The organism is Curvibacter cyanobacteriorum, from assembly GCF_028649475.1.
In the GTDB taxonomy this organism is placed as follows: domain Bacteria; phylum Pseudomonadota; class Gammaproteobacteria; order Burkholderiales; family Burkholderiaceae_C; genus Curvibacter; species Curvibacter cyanobacteriorum.
On record NZ_JAQSIP010000014.1, the window covers coordinates 37,499 to 62,630 of the forward strand.

Sequence of the window (25,132 nt, forward strand, 5' to 3'; positions counted from 1 at the left end):
GCCATCATGCCAGCCCGCCCAGCCGCCCGCTCACTGGGGCTTGTTCAGGCCCAGTTTGTCGATCAACACCTTCTCGCGTGCCGAGGTGTCCTGGGCAAACTTCAGGTACTGCGCGCTGTCCATGTAGTTGGGCAGCATGTCGTAGCGGGCCAGGGCCTGCACGTAGCTGGGCTCCTCCATGGCCTTCTTGAAGGCGTCGTGCAGGCGCTTGACCACCTCGGGCGGGGTGCCCTTGGGCGCGGCAATGCCGAACGGCGAGTTCTGCACCAGGTCCAGCCCCAGTTCCTTGAGCGTGGGCGCATCGGGGAACTTGGCCAGGCGCTGGTCGCCCCAGGTGTTGAGGACACGCAGCTTGCCGGCCTCGACCTGCGGCGCAAAGCCGGTCGAATCCGCCGCGGCCATGACGTGCCCGCCCACCACCGCCTGCATCAGGTCGGCGCTGCCCTTGTAGGGGATGTGGCTCAGCTCGATGCCCAGCTTGTTGGCCACCAACTCCATGGTCAGGTGCGGGCTGGTCAGCGTGCCGGTGGAACCGAAGGTCAGCTTGCCCGGGTTGGCGCGCGCGTAGGCCACGAAATCGTTCCAGTTCTTGATCGGGCTGTCCGAGCGCACCACCAGGCCAAAGGCGTAGCCCGTGACGTTCAGCACGTAGCTGAGGTCCTTGAGCGGGTCCCAGGTCATCTTGGTGGTGTAGGGCATGCGGAACACGCCCAGCGGAATCTGCGCCAGCGTGTAGCCATCGGCCGGCGCGCTCTGCAAGCCCTGTGCGGGCAGGGTGCCACCGGCGCCGGGCTTGTTCTCGACGATCACGGCCTGGCCCAGGATCTTGGAGGCGTTCTCGGCCAGCGAGCGCATGGTGATGTCGGTCGGACCGCCCGCGGGAAAGGCAATCACCAGCTTGATGGGCTTGCTGGGAAAGGCTTGGGCCTGGGCGCCCAGGGCCGTCGCGGCCAGGGAAGCGGTGGCGAGTTGAATCAGTTGTCGTCTTTGCACGGGGGGTCTCCTGAAATGGGTCGGCGCGCTCACGCTCAGCCGTGGGCCTGCGGGCGCTGAGTCCCCCGGTATACAAGCGCGTTCAAGCCGCCCCTGTCACCTGTGCGCCAAGCCCTACAGCGCGCTGGGCTTTGCCACCGCCAAGCCGCCGCCACGTGCAGTCACGCGGCGGCTTGGACCAGGCGCGGCCGGGGCCCACGGGCCCCGCCACGGTCTGGCTCAGGGCTTGCCGCGTGCCAGCACGGGCGCCAGGGCCCGACCGGTGTGGGTGCCGCGCTGCACCAGTCCCTCCGGGGTGGTGGCGGCGACGATGCGGCCGCCGTCCTTGCCTCCTTCCGGCCCCAGGTCGATCACCCAGTCGGCCTCGGCCATCACGTCGAGGTCGTGCTCGATCACCACCACGCTGTGGCCGCCATTGACCAGGCGGTGCAGCACATGGATGAGCTTTTCAACGTCGGCCATGTGCAGACCCACCGTGGGCTCGTCGAGCACATACAGGGTGTGCGGCGCCTTGTTGCCACGCCGGGTCACGTCGTCACGCACCTTGCTGAGTTCGGTCACCAGCTTGATGCGCTGGGCCTCACCGCCGCTGAGCGTCGGCGACGGCTGCCCCAAGGTCAGGTAGCCCAGGCCCACGTCCTTGAGCAGTTGCAGCGGGTGGCTGATGTTGGGCATGGAGGCGAAGAAATCGACCGCCTCGTCCACCTCCATCTGCAACACGTCGCCGATGCTCTTGCCGCGCCAGGTGACGGCCAAGGTCTCGGGGTTGAAGCGCGCACCGTGGCAGGTCTCGCAGGGCACCTTGACGTCGGGCAGGAAGCTCATTTCGATGGTGCGCACGCCCGCGCCTTCGCAGGCCGGGCAGCGGCCCTCGCCGGTGTTGAACGAGAAGCGCCCTGCCGCATAACCGCGCGCCTTGGCCTCCAGGGTTTCGGCGAACAGCTTGCGGATGGTGTCCCAGAAACCGATGTAGGTCGCCGGGCAGCTGCGCGGGGTTTTGCCGATGGGGGTCTGGTCCACCTCGAGCACCCGGTCCACCGACTCGTAGCCGGTGACGCCGCTGCAGCCCACACGCGGCGGCAGGCGGCCCTCGGCCAGCGCGGTGCGCCCGGCCTGGGTGCTGCGCAGGGCCACCAGGGCCTGCACATTGGTCAGCAGCACATCGCGCGCCAGCGTGGACTTGCCCGACCCGGACACCCCGGTCACGGCCACCAGTCGCTTGAGCGGCACTTGCACCGTCACGTTGGCCAGGTTGTGCAGCTGGGCGCCCGCGACGCTGAGCCACTGGCCGCCCTCGGGCTCGGACAGCACCGGCCGGCGCGGCGCCAGCGGGTGGCGCATGGCGTCGCGCAGGTAGCGGCCGGTGACCGACTCGGCGCACGCGCCAATCTGCTCGGCCGAGCCCTGGGCCACCAGGCGGCCCCCGCGCTTGCCCGCGCTGGGCCCGATGTCGATGATGTGGTCGGCGTGGCGGATGGTGTCCTCGTCGTGCTCCACCACCACCAGGGTGTTGCCCTTGTCGCTGAGGCTTTGCAGGGCCTTGAGCAGGATCTGGTTGTCGCGCGGGTGCAGGCCAATGGTCGGCTCGTCGAGCACGTAGCACACGCCCTGCAGGTTGCTGCCCAGCTGGGCGGCCAGGCGAATGCGCTGCGCTTCACCGCCGCTGAGCGTCGGGGCGCCCCGGTCCAGCGTCAGGTAACCCAGGCCCACTTCGTCGAGGAAGTCGAGCCGGCTCTTGATCTCGGGGATCAGGTCGCGCGCGATGTCGCGCTCCCGCTGACTGAGCTCGTCCACCAGGGACAGCGACTCGATCCACTGCCGCACCTCGAGCACCGACAGGCGCGCCGTGTCGGTGATGCCGACGCGGGCGAACTTGACCGCCCGCGCCACCGCGTTGAGGCGGGTGCCCTCGCAGGTGGGACAGGCCTCGTCGACCAGGTCCTCCACCTCGGGTTCGGCAAAGGTTTGCTCGCGGCCCTTCTGGTCGTCGTCGCGCACCGAGTCATCGAGTGCCTTGCGTTGCTCCTTGCTCAGCCGCACCCCGGTGCCAACGCAGTCGGGGCACCAGCCGTGCTTGCTGTTGTAGCTGAACAGGCGCGGGTCGAGCTCGGCGTAGCTGGTGCTGCACACCGGGCAGGCGCGCTTGGTGCTGTATTGGGTGAGGCGACCGATGGCGGCGGTCGAACGCCCCTCCTCCATCGCCGCCTGCAGACCATCGAGTTCGCTGAGCACATGCAGCACGCCCTTGCCCAGGTCCAGCGCGGTGGCCAGGCCGCTGCGCAGCTGCGCTTCGGTTTCGGGCTGCACGCGCAGGCTGAGCACGGGCAGCTCGATGGTGTGTTCCTTGAAGCGGTCGATGCGCGGGAAGCCGGTCGTCGGCAGGAACTGCCCATCCACCCGCAGGTGGGTGTAGCCCCGCGGGCGGGCCCAGTCGGCCAGCTCGGTGTAGACACCCTTGCGGTTGATCACCAGCGGCGCCAGCAAACCAATGTGCTGACCGCGGAACTGCCTCATCAACTGGGCCACGATGCTGTCCAGCGTCTGCGGTTGCACCGCGGCGCCGTCGTGCACGCAATGCTGCACGCCGAGCTTGACGTAGAGCAGGCGCAGGAAGTGCCAGACCTCGGTGGTGGTGCCGACGGTGGACTTGCGGCCCCCGCGCGACAGGCGCTGCTCGATCGCCACGGTGGGCGGGATGCCATAGACCGCGTCCACCTCGGGCCGCCCCGCGGGCTGCACGATGCTGCGCGCGTAGGCGTTGAGGCTTTCGAGGTAGCGGCGCTGGCCTTCGTTGAACAGGATGTCGAAGGCCAGCGTCGACTTGCCCGAGCCGCTGACCCCGGTGACCACGCTGAACTTGCCGCGCGGGATGTCGACCGTCAGGCCCTTGAGGTTGTGCTCGCGCGCGTTGACGATCTGGATCGCGTCGGCCCCGTGCGCGGGCGCCTGGCGCCGGGCACGGACCAGGGTCTGCAGCGGCACGCCCTCGGCCACCGCGTGGGCGCCCAGGCCCATGCTGCGGTCGTACTCGCGCAGGGCCTGGCCGGTGTGCGAGCTGGGGTGGGCGCGCACGTCATCGGGCGTGCCTTCGGCCACGATCAGGCCGCCGCCGTCGCCGCCTTCGGGGCCCAGGTCGATCAGCCAGTCACTGGCGCGGATGACGTCGAGGTTGTGCTCGATCACCAGCAGCGAATGCCCGGCCTCGAGCAGCTTGCGCAGCGCGCGCATCAGCTTGGCAATGTCATCAAAATGCAGGCCGGTGGTGGGCTCGTCGAACAGGAAGAGCGTGCCTTTGCGCGCCACCGGCTGGCGGCTGCTGCTGCCGTTCTTGGCGGCTTCCGCCAAGAAGCCGGCCAGCTTGAGGCGCTGCGCCTCGCCGCCCGACAGCGTGGGCACGGGCTGGCCCAGCTTGACGTACTCCAGGCCCACATCCACGATGGGCTGCAGCGCGCGCAGCACCTCGCGGTCGGCAGCAAACAGGCGCGCGGCCTCGCTGACGGTCAGGTCCAGCACCTCGGCCACGCTGAGGCTGCGGCCGCCGCGTTCGACCTTGACCTCCAGGATCTCGGGCCGGTAGCGCTGGCCGTCGCAGTCCTGGCAGCGCAGGTAGACGTCGGACAGGAACTGCATCTCGACGTGCTCGAAGCCCGAGCCACCGCAGGTCGGGCAGCGCCCGTCGCCGCTGTTGAAGCTGAACTTGCTGGCGGTGTAGCTGCGCTCGCGGGCCAGCGGCGCGGTGGCGAAAATCTCACGGATCGCGTCCCAGGCGCCCACGTAGCTGACCGGGTTGGAGCGCGCGGTCTTGCCGATCGGCGACTGGTCGACGAACACCACCTCGCTGAGGTGGTCGGCGCCCAGCAGGCGGTCGTGCAGGCCCGGGGTTTCGGTGGCTTTGCCAAAGTGGCGCAGCAGGGCCGGCGCCAGCACGTCCTGGATCAGCGACGACTTGCCCGAACCCGACACGCCGGTCACACAGACCAGGCGCTGCAAGGGGATCTCGACCGAGAGGTTGCGCAGGTTGTGCTCGCGCGCGCCTTCCAGGATCAGGCGCGGCGTGTTGTCCGTGACCAGGCGCTGAAAGCCCAGGCTGACCTGTTTGCGCGCGCCCAGGTACTGGCCGGTCAGGGTGTCGGCGCGGCGCAGGTCGTCGGTGCTGCCATCGAACACGATCTGGCCACCGCGCTCGCCCGGGCCCGGTCCCATGTCGATCATGCGGTCGGCCGCCAGCATGACGGCCGGGTCGTGCTCGACCACCACCAGGGTGTTGCCCGCGTCACGCAGGCGGTGCATGGCCTCGGTGATGCGGTTCATGTCGCGCGGGTGCAGGCCGATGCTGGGTTCGTCGAGCACAAACAGGGTGTTGACCAGCGAGGTGCCCAGCGCCGTGGTCAGGTTGATGCGCTGCACCTCGCCGCCCGACAAGGTGCGGCTTTGCCGGTCCAGCGTCAGGTAGCCAATGCCCACGTCGCACAGGTAACGCAGGCGGGTGGTGATCTCGTCGTACAGCAGCTTGAGGGCCTGGATCTCACCGTCCGCGCCGGTGCCGGGCTGCGGCAGGTGCAGGGCGTCAAAAAAGCGCCGCAGGCGGTCCAGCGGCAGCAGCATCAGGTCGTGCAGACACAGACCGGGCAAGGCCTCGAGCTGCTCACGCTGCCAGGCCACCCCGGCCGGCATGAAGCGCTGGTCCGGCGCCAGCACGGCGTCGGCGGCCTCGCGCGAACCCAGGCGCCACAGCAGGCTTTCGGTCTTCAGGCGCGCACCGGCACAGGCGCCGCAGGGGGTGTAGCTGCGGTACTTGGACAGCAGCACCCGGATGTGCATCTTGTAGCTCTTGGTCTCCAGGTACTCAAAGAAGCGCTTGACGCCATACCAGTGCTGGTTCCACTTGCCGTTCCAGTTGGGCGAGCCCTGGATGACCCACTGCTGCTGCTCGGGGGTCAGCTTGTACCAGGGGGTGTCGCGCGGGATGCCCGCGGTCTCGGCGTGGCGCATCAGGTCGTCCTGGCACTCGGCCCAGGCCGGGGTCTGCATCGGCTTGATGGCGCCAGCGCGCAGGGTCAGCTTGTCGTTCGGGATCACCAGGCCGTAGTCAACCCCGATCACGCGACCAAAGCCACGGCAGGTCTCGCAGGCGCCCACCGCCGAGTTGAAGGAGAAGGCCGACGGAATCGGCTCGCTGTAGCGCAGATCGCTGTCGGGGCAGTGCAGCCCGGTCGAGTAGCGCCAGAGTTCCGGCTCGGCTTCGCCCTGGACGGCATAGACATTGAGGCGCCCGCTGCCGCGCTTGAGCGCGGTTTCAATGGCTTCGATGGCGCGGGCCTTCTCGACCGTGCCGACGCGGAAGCGGTCGGCCACCACATCGAGCAGCTTGCGTGGCCCGCTGGGGGTGGCCACCTCGCGCTCGGCCTGCACCCGGGTGAAACCACTGGCCGACAGCCACTGTTCGACCTCCTCGGCGCTGGTGCCCGCGGGCAGCTCGACCGGGAAGGTCAACACCAGGCGCGGCTCCTGGCCGTCCACCGCCTGGGCCTGGGCGCGCTCGCGCAGCTGGCTGTAGACGGTCTCGGGCGAGTCGTGGCGCACCGGCTGGGCGGTCTGGCGGTCAAACAGCTGGGCCGCGCGCGCAAACAGCAGCTTCAGGTGGTCGTTGAGCTCGGTCATCGTGCCCACCGTGGAGCGCGAGCTGCGCACCGGGTTGGTCTGGTCGATGGCGATCGCCGGCGGCACCCCCTCGACCCGGTCCACCGCGGGCTTGTCCATGCGGTCCAGGAACTGGCGCGCGTAGGCCGAGAAGGTCTCGACGTAGCGGCGCTGCCCCTCGGCGTACAGGGTGTCAAAGACCAGGCTGGACTTGCCCGATCCGCTGGGCCCGGTGACCACGGTCAGTTCACCCGTGCGGATGTCCAGATCAAGGTTCTTGAGGTTGTGCTGGCGGGCGCCGCGGATTTTGATCAGTCCCTGGGTCATGTGCTGCTCGATTCGGGTGGAGGCAGAGCATTTTAGGCAGCGCCCCCTGACTGCCGGCCCCACCGGTCGCAATGCCCCTCGATTCGAGTCACTGAGCCGCAGCGCCCAAAAAAATGCCCCGGCACCACCCAAGGTGGCCGGGGCGGGCGCAGTCGAGCGCGGCTTACTTGGCGGCCGGGGCGGTGGCGTCCGCGGCAGGCGCGGCCGGGGCCGCGGTGGTCGGCGTGCCCGCAGCCGCCGGGGCAGCAGCCGGGGCCGCCGGCGCGTGTGCCGGCTCGGCCGCATGGGTGTCACCGCCGTGCTTTTCGCCCCCCATGTCCAGGCTGTCGCCGCCCTTCATGATCACAAACATGGCCACCGCAGCAAAGGCAATGAAAGCCACCAGAATTTTCCACATGATTGAATCTCCAACTCGATCTTCTGATTGAACAGACAGGCCACGGGTGACATACCGGTGGCGCCATTCAAGCCAGCGGCCGGCAGGGGCCCAGCCGCTGGCTTGAATGGGCGGGTGGCCAGGCCACCCGCTGGGGGACCGGACTGCAGGGCAGCCCGGTCGGGTTCAAGGTCAGTCGCCGGCGTAGATGTCGACGTCCTTGGTTTCACGCACGAACAGCAGACCAATGACCAGGGTCACGGCGGCGATCACGATCGGGTACCAGAGGCCGTAGTACATGTTGCCGTTCTGCGCCACCATCGCGAAGCTGATGGTCGGCAGCAGGCCACCGAACCAGCCGTTGCCGATGTGGTACGGCAAGCTCATCGAGGTGTAGCGGATGCGGGTCGGGAACAGTTCCACCAGCATGGCGGCGATCGGGCCGTAGACCATGGTCACATAGATCACCAGCACCGTCAGGATGGCGACGATGGTGAACTTGTCCACCTTGGCCGGGTCGGCCTTGCTGGGGTAGCCAGCGGCCTTGAGGGCTTCGGACACTTCCTTCTTGAAGGCGGCAATTGACTTGGCGCTGGCCTCGTCGAACTTGTAGTTCACGACCGTACCCACCGGGGCCACGATTTCCTTGTCGCCAATCTTGACCTTGGCGGGGCCGGCGGCGGCAGCGACCTGGTTGTCGTAGCTGACCGAGTTCTGGGCCAGGAAACGCTTGGCGATGTCGCAGGACTTGTAGAAGTCGATCTCACGCGCCACCGGGTTGCCCTGGAAGGAGCAGTCACCCGCGGCAGCGGTCACCACGATCTGGTTCTTCACTTGGGCCGCGGCCAGGTCGGGGTTGGCGGCATTGGTCAGCGCCTTGAACAGCGGGAAGTAGGTCACCGCGGCAAGCAGCATGCCGGCCAGGATAATAGGCTTGCGACCGATGCGGTCCGACAGGGCACCAAAGACCACGAAGAACGGGGTACCGATCAGCAGCGACACGGCCACCAGGATGTTGGCGGTGGCGCCGTCGACCTTCAGCACGCTGGTCAGGAAGAACAGCGCATAGAACTGACCCGTGTACCACACCACGGCTTGGCCAGCGACCAGACCGAACAGGGCCAGGATCACGACCTTGAGGTTCTTCCATTGGCCGAAGGCTTCGGTCAGCGGGGCCTTGGAGGTCTTGCCTTCAGCCTTCATCTTCTTGAAGGCCGGCGATTCGTTCATCGACAGGCGGATGAACACCGAGATGCCCAGCAGCAGGATGGACACCAGGAACGGGATGCGCCAGCCCCAGTCGGCGAAGGCGGCTTCACCGATCACCGTGCGGGTGCCCAGGATCACCATCAGCGACAGGAACAGGCCCAGGGTCGCGGTGGTCTGGATCCAGGCCGTGTACGCGCCACGCTGACCGTGCGGTGCGTGCTCGGCCACGTAGGTGGCGGCACCGCCGTATTCACCGCCGAGCGCCAGGCCTTGCAGCATGCGCAGTGCGATCAGGATGATCGGCGCGGCCACACCGATGGTGGCGTAAGACGGCAGCACACCCACAATGAAGGTCGACAGGCCCATCAGCAAGATGGTCACCAGGAAGGTGTACTTGCGGCCAATCATGTCGCCCAGGCGGCCAAACACCAGCGCGCCGAAGGGGCGCACGATGAAGCCCGCGGCAAACGCCAGCAGCGCGAAGATGAACGCCGCGCTCGGGTCGAGGCCCGAGAAGAATTGCTTGGCGATGATCGCCGCCAGCGATCCATACAGATAAAAGTCGTACCACTCGAATACGGTGCCGAGCGAGGAAGCGAAGATGACCTTCTTTTCTTCCGCGGTCATGGGCCTGGGTGCAGCTGCCATGGTTGTCTCCATTTGGGTTTGTGTTGTGCGACACGTGACGCCTTGTGTCGGTGTCGACTATCAAAACCTTCGCTGACCGTTGGCTGACAAAAAGGGCCCGTTCCGGGGGGTTTGGGGCCCAAATCGCGCGGCTCAGTGTTTGTACCGATAGGGCTTTCTCTAGGCCCCGGATTTGTCTCAATTTACAAATTGACAAACATCAATAACTGCTCTGCAACCCGCATGGACATTGGGTTTCGTCGTTTTTAAAGGCCAGCGCAAGGGGATTCCTTATCCCTAACTTACGTAAGGACTTGGTCAGCCCCCCTGCCCACAATCAAAGCGCCAAGACAGTGCCTGCCGGCTGTCCCTGACACCCGATCCACCCTCTGGAGAGAGACATCATGAGCGACCCCATCGTCGACAAGATAAAAAGCAACCCCAAGTACCAGACGCTGCAGAAAAAACGCAACGGTCTGGGTTTTCTGCTGACCGTGCTGATGCTGGTCGTTTACTACGGCTACATCGCACTGATTGCCTTCAACAAACCCTTCCTCGCGCAACCTGTGGGCGCCGGCGTGACCTCGCTGGGCATCCCCATCGGCATGGGCGTGATCGTCTTCACCATCATCATCACGGGCATCTATGTGAAGCGCGCCAACGGCGAGTTTGACGAGCTGACCAAGGACATCCTGAAGGACGCCAACTCATGAACAAGCCCCTTCAATACCTCCTGGCGGCCGCGCTCGCGCTGACCGCTGCAGGCTCGGCCCTGGCCGCCGGTGGTGACCTCGGCGAATCCGCCAAGCAGTCCACCAACTGGACCGCCATCGTCATGTTCGGCGCCTTTGTGGCCGGCACCCTCTGGATCACCAAGTGGGCCGCCGCCAAGACCAAGTCGGCGTCCGACTTCTACACCGCCGGGGGCGGCATCACGGGCTTCCAGAACGGCCTAGCGATCGCTGGCGACTACATGTCGGCGGCGTCCTTCCTGGGCATCTCGGCGGCCGTGATGGCCACCGGCTACGACGGCCTGATCTACTCGATCGGCTTCCTGGTGGGCTGGCCCATCATCACCTTCCTGATGGCCGAGCGCCTGCGCAACCTGGGCAAATTCACCTTTGCCGACGTGGCCGGCTACCGCTTCAAGCAGACCCCGATCCGCGCGTTTGCGGCCTCGGGCACGCTGGTGGTGGTGGCGTTCTACCTGATCGCCCAGATGGTGGGTGCCGGTCAGCTGATCAAGCTGCTGTTCGGCCTCGAGTACTGGATGGCGGTCGTGATCGTCGGCGCGCTGATGATGGTCTACGTGCTGTTCGGCGGCATGACCGCCACCACCTGGGTGCAGATCATCAAGGCCTGCATGCTGCTGGCGGGCGTGAGCTTCATGGCCTTCATGGTGCTGGCCAAGTACGGTTTCAGCCCCGAAGCGCTGTTTGCTGAAGGCGTCAAGGTCAAGACCGCGATCGCTGCCAACGCTGGCAAGACCCCGGACGAAGCCGCCAAGATCGGCCTGTCGCTGATGGGCCCGGGCGGCTTCATCAAAGACCCGATCTCGGCCATCTCCTTCGGCATGGCCCTGATGTTCGGTACCGCCGGTCTGCCCCACATCCTGATGCGCTTCTTCACCGTGCCGGACGCCAAGGAAGCCCGCAAGTCGGTGCTGTGGGCCACCACCTGGATCGGTTACTTCTACGTGCTGATCTTCATCATCGGCTTCGGCGCCACCACCCTGGTGCTGACCAACCCTGAAATGGCGGATGTGGCCAAGGGCGTGATCAAGGGCGGCGCAGGCACGGCCAACATGGCCGCGGTGCTGGTGGCCAAGTCGGTCGGCGGCGACGTGTTCTATGGCTTCATCTCGGCCGTGGCCTTCGCCACCATCCTCGCGGTGGTGGCTGGCCTGACCCTGTCGGGTGCCTCGGCGGTGTCGCATGACCTGTACGCCACCGTGTTCAAGAACGGCAAGGCCGACAGCGCCTCCGAACTGAAGGTGTCGCGCATGACCACCATCGGTCTGGGCATCGTCGCCGTGGTGCTGGGCATTGCCTTCGAGAAGCAGAACATCGCCTTCATGGTGTCGCTGGCCTTCGCGATTGCCGCCTCGGCCAACTTCCCGGTGCTGTTCATGTCGGTGCTCTGGAAAGACTGCACCACCAAGGGCGCGGTGATCGGTGGCTTCCTGGGCCTGATCTCCTCGGTCGGTCTGACCATCGTGTCGCCTTCCGTCTGGGAAGCCACGCTGGGCTACCCCAAGGGTTCGGCCTGGTTCCCGTACTCGTCGCCGGCGCTGTTCTCGATGTCGATCGGCTTCTTCGGGGTCTGGCTGTTCTCGGTGCTGGACCGCAGCGCCCAGGCCACCAAGGAACGTGCCGCCTTCGCGTCGCAACAAGTGCGTTCGGAAACCGGCCTCGGTGCCTCGGGTGCCTCGGGCCACTGAGCCCACCGCAGCCTGGCCTCCCAGCCGGCCCCAGGGCCGCTGGGGGCCCCTCTCCACCGGGCTTCGGCCCGGTTTTTTTTCGCCTGCGGCCCGGGTGGGATCAGCGCGCCAACAGCGCGCGCAGCTTGATGAAGGCCAGGCCCGCCATCACCGCGTCGTTGAGGGCGTCGTGCGCGTCGCGCAGCGGCAGGTCCAGGTCGGCCATCAAGGTGGCAAAGCGCAGGTCGATGTCGGCGTTGTCGTGCTGCTGGTAAGGCATGAGCTGGCGGAACTTGTGGTCGTAGTACAGCGCCGAGACCTCGATCTGGGGCTGTGGCAGGCCCTGCCCCAGCAGCGGCCGCACCAGGCGGTTGAGCATGGCGACATCGAACTCCAGGTAGTAGCCCACCAGAGGCCGGCTGCCAATGAAGTGCAGCAGGCGGCGCGCGGCGTCCTCGGGGCTCAGACCGGCGGCCACATCGCGCTCGCGCAAGCGGTGAATGCGCACACTCTCGGGCGAGATGCCGCGCTGCGGCCGCACCAGCAGCTCCAGCCGCTCGCTGGTCATCAGGCGGTTGCCGACGATGCGCACCGCACCAATCGACACGATCTCGTCCTGCCGCACATTGAGGCCGGTGGTTTCACAGTCCAGCGAGACCCACTCGTGGGGCGGGGGTGGCTCGAACAGGGGCGCAAAGGCCGGGTCCTTGAGCCGCCACAGACCCCACTGGCGGCGCAGGCGCCGCTGCAAGCGCTGCGCCAGGGTGGGTTGCAGGCTCAGCGAGGTCATGCCAGGACATCCAGGTGGAAGCGGTGCCGCAGCAGGGCCTTGAAGCGCTTGACCGCGCCCAGCGAGTCCTTCAGCAAGTCGCGCTCGAGCACGCTCAGCGAGGCCAGGTCCAGCGTCCCCGTGATCGGGCGCTGCTGCTCCCACTCGGCCAGCCCGGCCTTGAGCTTGAGGCCCATGAAGACCTGCAGGCTGCTGTTGAGCTCGGCCGCCAGGTCGGCCGACAGGGCCCCCCGCGCCACCAGCGCGCTGAGGCGGGCCACGGTGCTGGTCTCGCTGAGCTGGGCCGCCAGCGCCAGGCTGCGCACCCCATGCACCAGCGGGAAGATGCCTTCTTTCTTGAGGTGGAGCTGGCGCCCCTCGTCCCCCAGCGAGAACCAGCGGCTGAGCCAGCCGCTGGACTCGCCAAATGCGTCCAGCGCAGCGGCAAAGCGGCTCAGGCTGGCCTCGTGAGTGATCGACAGGGCCTGCAGGCTGTGCTGCACCTGCGCCAGCAAGGCCGGGTCGCCGCAGGCCGCGTGGGCGTCCATGAAGATGGCCAGGTGCATGAGCTTCTCGGGGTCGGGCCACAGCAACCAGTCGCGCACGCGGTGGCTGAACTCGGCCACCGTGCCGCGCCAGGCGGGGCGACTGAGCATGACGCCGCCAGGGCATTCGGGGTAGCCAAAGCGGCTCAACACCTCGGAGAAGCGCTGACACAGGGCGTCCAGGTCGGCGGGCGGCAGGTAGCCGTCGCGCAGCACCAGGGCGTTGTCCTGGTCGGTTTTGAGCAGCTGCTCGCCGCGCCCCTCGCTGCCCATCACGAACAGGCAGCTGTTGGCCACCAGGTCGGGCGGGGCGACCATGGTCCAGGCGCGCTCGAACAGGCGCAGGTTGAGCTGCTGCACCAGCTTGGCGATCAGGCCGACGCGGGTGCCGCCGCGATACAGCAGGCTGATCATGCGGTTGATCTGGCCGGCCGCCTGCGCCAGCCCGTCCAGGTCCTGGGCCTGTTCGATCTGCACCGTGATCAGGTGCGAGTGGTTGCCCAGGAAACTGAACAGGTCCAGCGCCTCGAGGATGCCCCGCACCTCCTCGCCGGCCATCACCACCACCCGGTGCACCCGGCTGCGCAGCATCAAGGCCATGGCGTCGCCCAACAGGTCGTCGGGGCGCACGGTGACCAGCGCAAAGCTGGCCAGCTCACCGACCGGCAAGCGGTCCAGCGGGCGCCCATCGAGCACCGCGCGCTGCAAACCCGTGGTGGTGAAAATGCCCAGGCGCGGTGGCGTGTGGGTGGCGTCGCGCACCAGCACATTGGCGGTGCGCTGGGCCTGGAACAGGCGCACCACCGCCAGCACGTCGAGGCCCGCCTCGACCAGCGGTGCGGGGCGCACAAAGGCCTGGTCGACCCGGGCCAGCGTCAGGGAATTGAGCTCGTGCTGGCCCTGCCGCTGGGCCAGGGTGCTGAGCTTGTGCCCCAGGTCGGAGAACAGCAGCGCCCCGAACGCGGCGTTGGACGCGATCAGCTCATTGACCGCCTGGTGCGCCAACTGGTAGGCCACCACCTCCTCGGCCGCCACAAAGTGGTGGCTGACCTTGCCCGCCACCAGGCCCCGGCCATCAAAGCAGTCGTCGGGGCCGCAGGTGGCCAGCACCTCGTCGCCGTCGAGCTGGTTGACCAGGCCCTTGATGATGACGAACAGGTGGGTGGGCGCACTGCCGGGGGCCAGGATGGTCTCGCCCGCGCGGAAGTACGCCACGTCCACGTGTTGACGCACCAGGCGCTGCTCGTCGGGCCCAAGGCAGTCAAACGGCGAGGCGGCAAAGTTGAAGGCGTTGGGCATGCGGGACTCCGGTCAGTGAACGCCCCCGGCCAGGGGCTGTGTGCAGCCAGCCTCCCATTCTCGGTCGCGCCCTGTGGGCCGACCTTGACGCAGATTCAGGACTTCAGACCGTTGCGCACTTCAGGGGCCTGCCCCTCGGCGCTGTCAAACCAGGCATCGCCCTGCAAATAGGCGCGCAACATGGGCAGGGCGTCGAGCCCCCAGAACACCTGACCGTCGACCCACCAGCTCGGCACACCAAACACGCCGCGCTGCTGCGCCTCGTCGGTGTTGGCGCGCAGCCAGGCCTTGACCTGCTCGGATTCGGGTTCGTGCTGCAGCCGCAGGCCGTCGCGCAAGGCTTGCAGCCGCACGGGGTCCAGCGGGTCCAGCCCGCCCTGCCAGACATGGCGCAACAGTTCACGCGCCACATGGCGGTTGATGCGGCCGTCGTGGCTGGTGGCCAGCGCCAGCCGCAACAGCGGCAAGGGCGCAAACGGGTGTTGGGTCGGCATTTGCAGGCCCACCCCGGTGCTGTGGCCCAGCCAGCGCACATGGCGGTAGGTCCAGTCGCGCTTGGGCTCGATGCCCGCGGGCCCCGGGTTGGCGTGCTGCTTCAACAGGGCGCCCAGCAGCACCGGCTTGAAGTGCAGGTGGTAGCTCAGGCCCTCCAGGGCCTGGGGCATTTGCTCCAACGCCAGCCAGGCATAGGGGGAGACAAAGTCGAGGTAGAAGTCGATGTGTTTCATGCCGAGGCCTGGGGCGAAGGGGGGAAGGATCGTCAGACCGGGTCGGGCTGGACCAGGCCGCTGCGCAACATCACCTGCTGCCAGACGCCGCGCTTGTAGGCGTCGCTGGCGCCGCTCCAGGCCCGCAATTCGTCCAGGGTGCGGAAGCAGCCCTCGCACACGCTGCGGTCGGAGGTCATGCGGCAGACCGAAATGCAGGGCGAGGGCACGTTGTCGACCGCGGCCAGCGCGGCCCGGGCCTTCTCGGCCAGGGGGGCGAGTGAGCGGCTCATGCGGCCACGTCCTGCACCACGTCGGCCACCGGCGCACCATCGGTCAGCCCCGCCAGGTCCTGCGGGCGCAGGCGGAACACCCCATGCGGGTGACCGGCCGCGGCCCAGACTTCCTCGAAGCGGAACAGCTCGCGGTCGATCAGGGTGACGGGCTTGTTCAAATGGCCCACCGGCGACACGCCACCGATGGCAAAGCCGGTGCTGGCCCGCACAAAGTCGGCATCGGCGCGACCGGTCTTGCCCACCAGCGCGTCGACCTTTTTCTCGTCCACCCGGCGGTCGCCCGAGGCGATCACCAGCACGGCCACGTTGTCGGCCTTGCGGCGGAAGATGATGCTCTTGGCGATCTGGCCCACGGCCACGCCCAGGGTGTCAGCGGCCTGCTGCGCGGTGCGGCAGGACTCGCCCAGCATCTGGGGCGCATGGGGATGGCCCTTGTCTTGCAGCAGCGCGGCCACGCGCTGCACGCCGTCGGGCAAAGATTTCAGTTCGGCACCACACATGATTGCGACGTTTCCTCGGTTCAACACGGAGCGCATTGTGCCGTGTTGGCGCCCCCCACGGGGCGCCAGGGGCTCAGCCCAGGCGCTTGTTGAGCACCGCGGTGGCGGCCCGCGAGTTGGGTTGGCGGCCCAGCGCCTGGCTGATGTAGACGCCGGCGTCGATCAGGCGGTCGAGGTCGATGCCGGTCTCGATGCCCATGCCGTGCAGCATGTAGACCACGTCCTCGGTGGCCACATTGCCGGTGGCGCCCTTGGCGTAAGGGCAGCCGCCCAGGCCGGCGACCGAGGTGTCGTACTGCCACACGCCCATCTCGAGCGTAGCCAGGGTGTTGGCCAGGGCCTGGCCATAGGTGTCATGAAAATGACCCGACACCTCGTCGAGCGCATAGACCTGCAGCGCAGCCTCCATGGCGCGCTGCACCTTGCGCGGCGTGCCCACGCCAATCGTGTCGGCCACACCGATGTGCTGCACGCCGATGTCCTTCATCAAGCGGGCCACCAGCGTGACGCGCTCGGGTGCGATGTCGCCCTCATAAGGGCAGCCCACGGTGCAGGAGATCGCGCCGCGCACCGCGATGCCAGCCGCCAATGCCGCCGACACCACCGGCGCAAAGCGCTCGATGCTCTCGGCGATCGAGCAGTTGATGTTCTTCTGGCTGAAGGCCTCGCTGGCCGCGCCGAACACCACCACCTCGTCGGGCCGCGACAGCACCGCGGCCTCGTAGCCTTTGAGGTTGGGGGTCAGCACCGCGTAGCGCACATCGTCGCGGCGCTGCAGACCGGCCATGACCTCGGCGTTGTCCCCCATCTGCGGCACCCACTTGGGGCTGACAAAGCTGGTGACCTCGATGTGCTTGAGGCCCGCGTCCTGCAGGCGGTGCACCAGTCCGATCTTGAGTTCGGCGGAGAGCGCCTGCTTTTCGTTCTGCAGGCCGTCGCGGGGGCCCACATCGACCAATTTGACGCGGCTGGGGAGAGTCATGGAAAGAAGCCTTCCTGTGGAGGTGAGCGCGCGCGGCTCAGTAGCCGCGCACCGGATCCACCACCCCGGCGATGGGCTCGCCGCGCTGCAGCGCGCGCATCTTGCCCACGATCTGGGCGATGCTTTCCTCGCGCAGCGTGCGCGCCGAGGTGTGCGGGGTGACGGTGATTTGGGGGTGCTGCCAGAAGGGGTGACCGGCGGGCAGCGGTTCGGTGCGGAACACGTCCAGCGTGGCGCCGGAGAGCTGACCGCTGGCCAGCAGGTCCAGCAGGTCGGCTTCGACCAGGTGGGCGCCCCGCGCCACGTTGATGACGTGGGCCCCGCGGGCCAGGCGCGACAGGTTGTCGCGGTTGAGGATGTTTTCGGTCTCAGGGGTCAGCGGCAACAGGCAGATCAGCACCTGCAGGCCCGCCAGAAAGTCGTGCAGACCGGCGCCGTCCATGGCGCCCGAGTAACAGGCCACGCCCTCGATCTGTTTGGGGCTGCGGCTGAAACCGCGCACCGGGAACTCGAACACCTGCAGGGCCCGCGCCACGCGCTCGCCCAGCACGCCCAGGCCCAACACGCCCACCTGGCAGGCGGCGCGGCTGCGCGGCTTGCGGTAAGACCAGCGGCCTTGGGCCACATCGGCCTGGTAACCGTCGAGCTCACGGAAGTGGCGGATCACGGCATGGGTCACGAACTCGGCCATCTGCACCGACATGCCGGCGTCGTCCAGGCGCACCACCAGGGTGCCCGGCGCGATGCGCTTTTGCATCAGCGCATCGACGCCAGCGCCGATGTTGAACAGGGCCTTGAGACCGCTCTGTTCATCGAGGAACTGCTGCGGCGGTGCCCAGACCACGGCGTAATCGGCCGGCGGCGCGCCGGGCTGCCAGACGCTGAGGGTGGCTTCTGGCCAGGCGGCTTGCAAGCCCGCCAGCCAGGGTTCGGGCTTGGTGTCGGTGAGGCAAAGGGTGATGTGCATGGGGCTGAAGTCTGCCATCAAGGCCCGGGCGACGCTGTCACCCCGGCTCAGGCCGCGGCCACCAGGCGCAGCAACTCGGCGCCGTCGCCCACCTGGTCGCCCGGGGCGAACAGCAGCTCCTGCACCACACCGTCGGCCGGGGCGGCGATGGTGTGCTCCATCTTCATGGCCTCCATCACGGCCAGGGCCTGGCCCTTGCTGACCTGGTCGCCCGCCTTGACCGCGAACGACACCACCTTGCCCGGCATGGGCGCGGTCAGGCGGCCGCCTTCGGACTGGCTTTCGCCGGCGTGGGCCAGCAGGTCGACCACGGTGATGCGGGTCGCGCCCGCGGCGGCAAACACATGGGCCACGTCGCCCAGCAGGTCCACCTGCACGGTGAGGCGTTGGCCCGCGAAGGTGATCTCCAGGCCTTGCGGCAGGGCACGCCATTGCAGGGCGCCGCTGTGCTCGCCCACGCTGAGCTGCAGGCTGCCGTCATGGCGGTACAGCAGGCGCGCCTCGTGCGGCTGGTCCTGGAACACCAGGCCAAAGCGGCGCACCGGCTCGCCGTGCGAGGCCCAGCCATCGCGCCGGCTGAAGGGGTCGGCGCCGGCCTGGGCCTGCTCCTGCGCCAGGGTGTGGGCCACCACCGCGGCGCTGGCCACGGCCAGGCCCAGGCGCTCCTGGTGGAACAGCACGGCCTGCTCGCGCGGGATCAGCGCGGTGTCCAGCCGCGCCTGGGCAAACGAGTCGCTGCGCAGCACATGGCGCAGGAACTGCACATTGGTCGCCAGGCCCACGATGTGGGTCTGCGCCAGGGCACGGTCCAGGCGGGCCAGCGCTTCTTCGCGGGTGGCGCCGTGCACGATCAGCTTGGCCACCATGGAGTCGTAGTAGGGGCTGATGGTGTCGCCCTCGCGCACGCCGTCGTCGATGCGCACCACGCCGCGCTCAAAACTGGTGCAGGCGGGCTTGCGGTAGACGTTCAGGCGACCGGTGGCCGGCAGGAACTGGTTGTCGGGGTTCTCGGCGCAGATGCGGGCCTCGATCGCATGGCCCTGCAGGCGCAGCTCGGACTGCTGCAGCGGCAGCGGCTCACCGGCGGCCACGCGCAATTGCCACTCGACCAGGTCGAGGCCGGTGATGGCTTCGGTGACCGGGTGCTCGACCTGCAAACGGGTGTTCATCTCCATGAAGAAGAAGTTCATGCTGCCGTCGGCGCGTTGTTCAACGATGAACTCCACCGTGCCCGCGCCCACGTAGTTCACGGCGCGCGCCGCGGCCACGGCGGCCTGGCCCATCTGTTCGCGCAGGGCCGGGCTGAGGCCCGGGGCCGGGGCTTCCTCGAGCACCTTCTGGTGGCGGCGCTGCACCGAGCAGTCGCGCTCGAACAGGTACACGCATTGGCCATGCTGGTCGCCAAAGACCTGGATCTCGATGTGGCGCGGGCGCTGCACGTACTTCTCGATCAGCACCGCGTCGTCGCCAAAGCTGTTGCGCGCCTCGCGCTGGCAGGAGGCCAGGGCCTCGGCAAAGTCCGCCGCCTGCTCCACCGCCCGCATGCCCTTGCCGCCGCCGCCCGCGCTGGCCTTGATCAGCACCGGGTAGCCGATGCGGTCGGCCTCGCGCTGCAGCAAGGCGGGGTCCTGGTCACGGCCGTGGTAGCCGGGCACCAGGGGCACGCCGGCTTTCTCCATCAGCTGCTTGGACTCGGCCTTCAAGCCCATGGCCTGGATGGCCGAGGCCGGCGGGCCAATGAAGACCAGGCCCGCAGCGGTGCAGGCCTCGGCGAACTCTTCGTTCTCGCTCAGGAAACCGTAGCCCGGGTGCACCGCTTCGGCGCCCGTGGCCTGGGCCGCGGCGATGATGCGCTGCCACTGCAGGTAGCTGTCCTTGGGGGCGCTGCCGCCGACATGCACCGCCTCGTCGCAGGCCGCCACATGCTTGGCCTGGGCGTCGGCATCGGAATAGACGGCCACCGTCTGCAGGCCCATGCGGCGGGCCGTGGCGGCGACGCGGCAGGCGATTTCGCCCCGGTTGGCGATCAGGATCTTCTTGAACATAGCGTTGACTCCAAAACTCAGGGGGCCCAGACAACGGTGTTGTCCACGGCGTACAGCTTGCAAACCTCGCCGCGGCGCGCCTGGCAGAAACCCAGGGCACGGCCAACAGCCCAATCGCCCGTGGCCCAGCCCAAGGCCCCGGTGGGGCTGATGGCAAAGGCGCGTGGCAGCGGACTGGCCAGGAACTTTTGATAGAACTGGGTGCGCGCGTTCTCGTTCACGGGCACCCGCTCGACGTCGGTCACGGCGACCGAGGCCTGGGCCGGCGGCAGCGGCGGCAGGCCGGCTTGCTGGAAGCCCAGCCGGGCCAGGAACGCATCCACCTGCGGCACCCAGTGGTCCATGTCGGCGGTGCTGCCGCTGTGGCCGTCGGTGCCCGAGGGGGCGAACTGGTGGAACTCGGCGGGCGCCCCGCCCTCGCGCCAGGCCTGGAACCAGCGGCGCGGGATCTCGGGGCCCCAGTAGCGGTCGTTCTCCCAGTACAGCCACAGCGTGGGCGCCAGGTCGGGCGTCGACTGCCGTCGCCACAGCGCTTGCAGCGCGTGCGGGCTGCAGGGGTTGCCGGTGCGCTGATCGGGGTCGCCACCGCTGCCGCCCGCCCAGTTGATGCCGCCCAGCAAGCCCTCGGGCTGGCGGGCCACGGTGGCCACCGCCGTCAGGCCGCCCACCGACTGGCCCATGACCAGCCAACGCGAGGCATCCACCTCGGGCAGGCTGCGGGCCCAGGCCCAGGTGGCCAGCACCTGGTCCGAGGCGGCCTTGGCCATCGGCTCCAGACGCGGGGCGTTGCAGGAGCCACTGCTTTCGGGGTCGAAGTCACCGTAGGTTTCGCCGTAGCCCACGCGCGTGGGCACCAGCACGACAAAGCCCTTGTGGGTCAGGTAGCGCGCGATGTGCTCGTAGCGCTGCCGCCCCTGCTGGGCCCGCTTGGCACTGACCGCGCGGCCGTGGTTGAAGATCACCAGGGGGAAGGGCCCCGTGCCGCGGGGGCGGAACACGGTGACCGGGATGTCACGGCTTTCTTCGCGCCCGTACAGGTCTTTGACGCGCACGGGGATGCGTCGCACCTCCTCGCGCAGGTCGACCGCGGGCGGCGGCTCCGTCGGCGCCGGGCTGGCCGGGGCTTGCGCCAGCGCCTGCCAGGCCACCAGGCTGCCCAACAGGGCCCACCGCCCCCGACGCATGGATGTCAACCAGGCCATGACCGATCAACCCAGCAGCCAGTTGGGCTTGCGCTTTTGCAGGAAGGACTGGATGCCCTCGCGCCCCTCGGGGCTGACGCGCACGTCGGCAATGCCCTCCACGGTGCTGCGGATCAGCGCGGCGTCGATGTCGCGCCCCGCCACGTCCTGCACCAGTTGCTTGCCCAGGCGCACGGCCTGCGGACCGGCGTTGAGCAACTGCGCCACCACCTCGTTGACGCGGGTGTCGAGTTGGTCGGCGGCCACCACCTCGTGCACAAAGCCGATGCGCAAGGCCTCGGCGGCGCTGAAGCGCTCGGCCGTCAAAAAGTAGCGGTGCGCGGCGCGCGCGCCCATGGCGCGGATCACGTAGGGGCTGATGGTGGCGGGGATCAGGCCCAGCCGCGCCTCGCTGAGGCAGTAGCCCGCGGTGTCGACGCTGATCGCGATGTCGCAGGCCGCCACCAGACCGGTGCCACCCGCGTACACATCGCCCTGCACCCGGGCCACGGTGGGCTTGGGGCAGGCGTAGAGCACGCGCAGCATCTCGGCCAGTTGCTCGGCGTCGGCCAGGTTTTGCGCCCGGCTGTAGTCGGCCATGCGGCGCATCCAGTTCAGGTCGGCGCCGGCGCAAAACGCCGGGCCCTCGCCCGCCAGGACGATGGCGCGCACCTCGGGGTCGGCCCCGAGTTGCAAGAAGGCCTGTGTGAGTTCGGCAATCACCGCTTCGTTGAAGGCGTTGCGCACGTCGGGGCGGTTCAGCGTGACGCGGGCCACGGGGCCGGGGGTCACGACCAGGGAAGGGGCAGAGGGGCTCATGGGGTCGGTGCCAGGTGTTGGGTTCAGCGCGGCGCGGCCGTCACATGCGGAAGACGCCGAAACGGGTGTCTTCGATCGGGGCGTTGCGCGAGGCCGACAGGCCCAGCGCCAGCACGCGGCGCGTGTCGGCGGGGTCGATCACGCCGTCGTCCCACAGGCGGGCCGTGGCGTAGTAGGGGTGCCCCTGCACCTCGTACTGCTGGCGGATCGGGGACTTGAAGGCTTCCTCCTCCTCGGGCGTCCATTGGCCGCCCTTGGCCTCGATGCCATCGCGCTTGACGGTGGCCAGCACGCTGGCCGCCTGCTCGCCGCCCATGACGCTGATGCGCGCGTTGGGCCACATCCACAGGAAACGCGGGCTGTAGGCGCGGCCGCACATGCCGTAGTTGCCGGCGCCAAAGCTGCCGCCGATGATGATGGTGAACTTGGGCACGCTGGCGGTGGCCACCGCGGTGACCATCTTGGCGCCGTTGCGCGCGATGCCTTCGTTCTCGTACTTGCGGCCCACCATGAAGCCGGTGATGTTCTGCAGGAACACCAGCGGGATCTTGCGCTGGCAGCACAGCTCGATGAAGTGCGCGCCCTTGAGCGCCGACTCGGAGAACAGGATGCCGTTGTTGGCGATGATGCCCACGGGCATGCCTTCGATGCGCGCAAAGCCGGTCACCAGGGTGGTGCCGAAGCGGGCCTTGAACTCGTCGAACTCGCTGTCGTCGACGATGCGCGCGATGATCTCGCGCACATCGAAGGGCTTGCGGGTGTCGGTGGGGATGACGCCATACAGCTCGCGCGCGTCGTAGCGCGGCGGCAGCGCCGGCGCACCTTGCAGCGGATCGGCCTTGCGCGCGTTGAGGTTCTTCACGGCCTGGCGGGCCAGCGCCAGCGCGTGCAGGTCGTTCTGGGCCAGGTGATCAGCCACACCCGACAGGCGGGTGTGCACATCGCCACCGCCCAGGTCTTCGGCGCTCACCACCTCACCGGTGGCGGCCTTCACCAGCGGCGGGCCGCCCAGGAAGATGGTGCCCTGGTTCTTGACGATGATGGTTTCGTCGCTCATCGCAGGCACGTAGGCGCCACCGGCCGTGCAGCTGCCCATCACCACCGCGATCTGCGAGATGCCTTGGGCGCTCATGTTGGCCTGGTTGAAGAAGATGCGGCCGAAGTGGTCGCGGTCCGGGAAGACCTCGTCCTGGTTGGGCAGGTTGGCGCCGCCGGAATCGACCAGGTAGATGCAGGTGAGGTGGTTCTGCGCCGCGATCTCCTGCGCGCGCAGGTGCTTCTTGACCGTCATCGGGTAGTAGGTGCCGCCCTTGACCGTGGCGTCGTTGCAGACGATCAGGCAGTCCACGCCGTTGACGCGGCCAATGCCGGTGATGACGCCCGAGCACGGTGCGTCGCCGTTGTACATGCCGTGCGCGGCCAGCGGGCTGAGCTCGAGAAAGGGCGTGCCCGGGTCGAGCAGCATTTGCACGCGCTCGCGCGGCAGCAGCTTGCCGCGCGCGGTGTGCTTGGCGCGGGCGGCTTCACCGCCGCCCGCGGCGGCCTTGGCGACTTGCACGCCCAGGTCATCGACCAGGGCCTGCATGGCGCTGGCGTTGGCCTGGAAGTCCGCCGAGCGGGGGTTGAGTTGGCTTTCGAGGATCATGGTGGTGGGCTCCGGGGGCGACGCTCAAGCGGTCTTGGCTTCGGTCAGACCGAGCTGGTCTTTCATGGTGTCGCGGATTTTGAATTTTTGGATCTTGCCGGTCACCGTCATCGGGAAACCGGTCACGAAACGGATGTAATGCGGCACTTTGTAATGCGCGATCTGGCCGCGGCAGAAGTCGCGCACCTCGGCCTCGTCAAGGGTCTGGCCGGGCTTGGTCACGATCCAGGCGCAGAGCTGCTCGCCGTACTGCGCATCGGGCACGCCGACCACCTGCACGTCCTGCACCTTGGGGTGGCGGTAGAGGAACTCCTCGACCTCGCGCGGGTAGATGTTCTCGCCGCCGCGGATCACCATGTCCTTGATGCGGCCGACGATGTTGACGTAGCCCTCGGCGTCCATCGTGGCCAGGTCGCCGGTGTGCATCCAGCCCTCGGCATCGATGGCCTCACGGGTCTTGGCCTCGTCGCCCCAGTAGCCGTGCATCACCGAGTAGCCGCGCGTGCACAGCTCGCCCGACTGCCCACGCGGCACCACGGCGCCGCTGTCGGGGTCGATGAGCTTGATTTCAAGGTGCGGCTGCACCTGCCCCACGGTGGAGACGCGCTGCGCCAGCGGCGTGTCGGTGCGGCTCTGGCAGCTGACTGGGCTGGTCTCGGTCATGCCGTAGGCGATGGTGATCTCGCTCAGGTGCATGTCGCGCACCACGCGCTTCATGACCTCGGTCGGGCAGGGTGAGCCGGCCATGATGCCGGTGCGCAGGCTGGACAGGTCGAACTCGGCAAAGCGCGGGTGGTCCAACTCGGCGATGAACATGGTGGGCACGCCATGCAGGCCGGTGCAACGCTCGTCCTGCACGGTTTGCAGCACGCTCAAGGGCTCGAAGCCATCGTTCGGGTAGACGATGGTGGCGCCGTGCGTGAGGCAGGCCAGGTTGCCCAGCACCATGCCAAAGCAGTGGTAGAGCGGCACCGGGATGCACAGGCGGTCGGCCGGGGTGAGCTTCATGGCCTCGCCAATGAAGTAGCCGTTGTTCAGGATGTTGCGGTGGGTCAGCGTGGCGCCCTTGGGGTGGCCGGTGGTGCCGCTGGTGAACTGGATGTTGATCGGCTGGTCGGGCTGGAGCACCGCGGCAAACGAAGGCAGGCGCGGGTCGTCCACATCGCCGCGCGCCATCAGGCTGGAAAAACGCATCAGGCCGGCCTGGTCTTCGCCCTGCTCGGCCTCGTCGATCCACACCACAGTGCGCAGTGCGGGCAGGCGTGCGGCCTGCAAGGCGCCGGGACGGCAGTGGGCCAGCTCGGGCGCCAGCTCGCGCAGCATGGCAATGTAGTCGCTGGTCTTGAAGCGCGCCATGGTGACCAGGGCCTTGCAACCGACCAGGTTGAGGGCGTATTCCAGCTCGGACGTGCGGTAGGCCGGGTTGACATTGACCAGCACCAGGCCCACCTTGGCGGTGGCCAGCTGCATCAGCACCCATTCGGCGTTGTTGTGCGACCAGATGCCGATGCGGTCCCCGCGCGTGAGGTCCAGCCCCAGCAGGGCGCTGGCCAGGCGGTTGACCTCGCGCTGCAGGCGGCGGTAGGTGAAACGCAGGCCCTGGTGGCGGCTGACCAGGGCTTCGTGCTCGGGATCACGCGCCACCATGGCGTCAAAAAAGTCGCCCAGCGTGGCGTCGATCAGGGGCGTGTCGGTGCGGCCCCGGTCGTGGCTCAGACCGGGCGACAACGCGGTCGCATGGCTCATGTTCTTGTCTCCTCGGGCAAAGGGCGCAGCGCCGGGCGCG

18 protein-coding genes are annotated in these 25,132 nt (G+C 68.2%); 2 read left to right on the forward strand and 16 right to left on the reverse strand.

Annotation, left to right across the window (positions count from 1 at the left end):
- Positions 1–30 precede the first annotated feature (30 nt).
- From PSQ40_RS20625 to PSQ40_RS20640, 4 genes are all read right to left on the reverse strand, one after another.
- Entirely contained in the window at positions 31–993 is a 963-nt protein-coding gene (locus PSQ40_RS20625; protein WP_273953778.1) for a tripartite tricarboxylate transporter substrate binding protein, read from the reverse strand.
- A gap of 219 nt (positions 994–1,212) precedes the next feature.
- Complete coding sequence (gene uvrA / locus PSQ40_RS20630) at positions 1,213–6,960, reverse strand: excinuclease ABC subunit UvrA (RefSeq protein ID WP_273953779.1); 5,748 nt, start codon at positions 6,958–6,960, stop codon at positions 1,213–1,215.
- A 163-nt stretch (positions 6,961–7,123) separates the two neighbouring features.
- Complete coding sequence (locus PSQ40_RS20635; RefSeq protein ID WP_273953780.1) at positions 7,124–7,357, reverse strand: hypothetical protein; 234 nt, start codon at positions 7,355–7,357, stop codon at positions 7,124–7,126.
- A 171-nt stretch (positions 7,358–7,528) separates the two neighbouring features.
- Entirely contained in the window at positions 7,529–9,193 is a 1,665-nt protein-coding gene (locus PSQ40_RS20640) for an MFS transporter (protein ID WP_273953781.1), read from the reverse strand.
- Between the two features lie 383 nt (positions 9,194–9,576).
- On the opposite strand from PSQ40_RS20640, the gene PSQ40_RS20645 reads away from it, so the two are divergent.
- Complete coding sequence (locus PSQ40_RS20645) at positions 9,577–9,885, forward strand: DUF485 domain-containing protein (RefSeq protein WP_273953782.1); 309 nt, start codon at positions 9,577–9,579, stop codon at positions 9,883–9,885.
- The gene (locus PSQ40_RS20650; protein WP_273953783.1) at positions 9,882–11,612 is read left to right on the forward strand and encodes a cation acetate symporter; all 1,731 of its coding nucleotides are present in this window, start codon (positions 9,882–9,884) and stop codon (positions 11,610–11,612) included. Before PSQ40_RS20645 ends, PSQ40_RS20650 begins: the two co-directional genes overlap by 4 nt.
- 100 nt (positions 11,613–11,712) lie before the next feature.
- On the opposite strand, the gene PSQ40_RS20655 is transcribed toward PSQ40_RS20650, so the two are convergent.
- The 12 genes from PSQ40_RS20655 to PSQ40_RS20710 all read right to left on the reverse strand — a co-directional run bounded on the left by PSQ40_RS20655 (position 11,713) and on the right by PSQ40_RS20710 (position 25,092).
- A complete protein-coding gene (locus tag PSQ40_RS20655) occupies positions 11,713–12,381 on the reverse strand; it encodes a 3'-5' exonuclease (RefSeq protein ID WP_273953784.1) in 669 nt (222 codons plus the stop codon).
- Complete coding sequence (locus PSQ40_RS20660; RefSeq protein WP_273953785.1) at positions 12,378–14,204, reverse strand: DUF294 nucleotidyltransferase-like domain-containing protein; 1,827 nt, start codon at positions 14,202–14,204, stop codon at positions 12,378–12,380. Before PSQ40_RS20660 ends, PSQ40_RS20655 begins: the two co-directional genes overlap by 4 nt.
- Before the next feature lie 95 nt (positions 14,205–14,299).
- Positions 14,300–14,932 (reverse strand): 2-hydroxychromene-2-carboxylate isomerase, encoded by a 633-nt coding sequence (locus tag PSQ40_RS20665; RefSeq protein ID WP_273953786.1) that lies wholly within the window; start codon positions 14,930–14,932, stop codon positions 14,300–14,302.
- A 32-nt stretch (positions 14,933–14,964) separates the two neighbouring features.
- Positions 14,965–15,204: a DUF1289 domain-containing protein gene (locus PSQ40_RS20670; protein WP_273953787.1), complete on the reverse strand. Its 240-nt coding sequence runs from the start codon at positions 15,202–15,204 to the stop codon at positions 14,965–14,967.
- Positions 15,201–15,707 (reverse strand): YbaK/EbsC family protein, encoded by a 507-nt coding sequence (locus PSQ40_RS20675; protein WP_273953788.1) that lies wholly within the window; start codon positions 15,705–15,707, stop codon positions 15,201–15,203. Before PSQ40_RS20675 ends, PSQ40_RS20670 begins: the two co-directional genes overlap by 4 nt.
- A 73-nt stretch (positions 15,708–15,780) precedes the next feature.
- A complete protein-coding gene (locus PSQ40_RS20680) occupies positions 15,781–16,689 on the reverse strand; it encodes a hydroxymethylglutaryl-CoA lyase (protein ID WP_273953789.1) in 909 nt (302 codons plus the stop codon).
- Positions 16,690–16,726: 37 nt separating this feature from the next.
- A complete protein-coding gene (locus PSQ40_RS20685) occupies positions 16,727–17,656 on the reverse strand; it encodes a 2-hydroxyacid dehydrogenase (RefSeq protein WP_273953790.1) in 930 nt (309 codons plus the stop codon).
- A 47-nt stretch (positions 17,657–17,703) separates the two neighbouring features.
- On the reverse strand, positions 17,704–19,701 hold the full coding sequence (locus PSQ40_RS20690) for an acetyl/propionyl/methylcrotonyl-CoA carboxylase subunit alpha (protein WP_273953791.1): 1,998 nt from the start codon (positions 19,699–19,701) through the stop codon (positions 17,704–17,706).
- Between the two features lie 17 nt (positions 19,702–19,718).
- Positions 19,719–20,903, reverse strand: coding sequence for an alpha/beta hydrolase family protein (locus PSQ40_RS20695; protein WP_273953792.1), 1,185 nt, complete (start codon positions 20,901–20,903; stop codon positions 19,719–19,721).
- Between the two features lie 6 nt (positions 20,904–20,909).
- The gene (locus PSQ40_RS20700; protein ID WP_273953793.1) at positions 20,910–21,701 is read right to left on the reverse strand and encodes an enoyl-CoA hydratase/isomerase family protein; all 792 of its coding nucleotides are present in this window, start codon (positions 21,699–21,701) and stop codon (positions 20,910–20,912) included.
- 40 nt (positions 21,702–21,741) lie between these two features.
- Positions 21,742–23,346, reverse strand: coding sequence for a carboxyl transferase domain-containing protein (locus PSQ40_RS20705; protein ID WP_273953794.1), 1,605 nt, complete (start codon positions 23,344–23,346; stop codon positions 21,742–21,744).
- A 24-nt stretch (positions 23,347–23,370) separates the two neighbouring features.
- Positions 23,371–25,092, reverse strand: a complete 1,722-nt coding sequence (locus PSQ40_RS20710; RefSeq protein WP_273953795.1) for an AMP-binding protein — start codon at positions 25,090–25,092, stop codon at positions 23,371–23,373.
- Between the last annotated feature and the right edge of the window lie 40 nt (positions 25,093–25,132).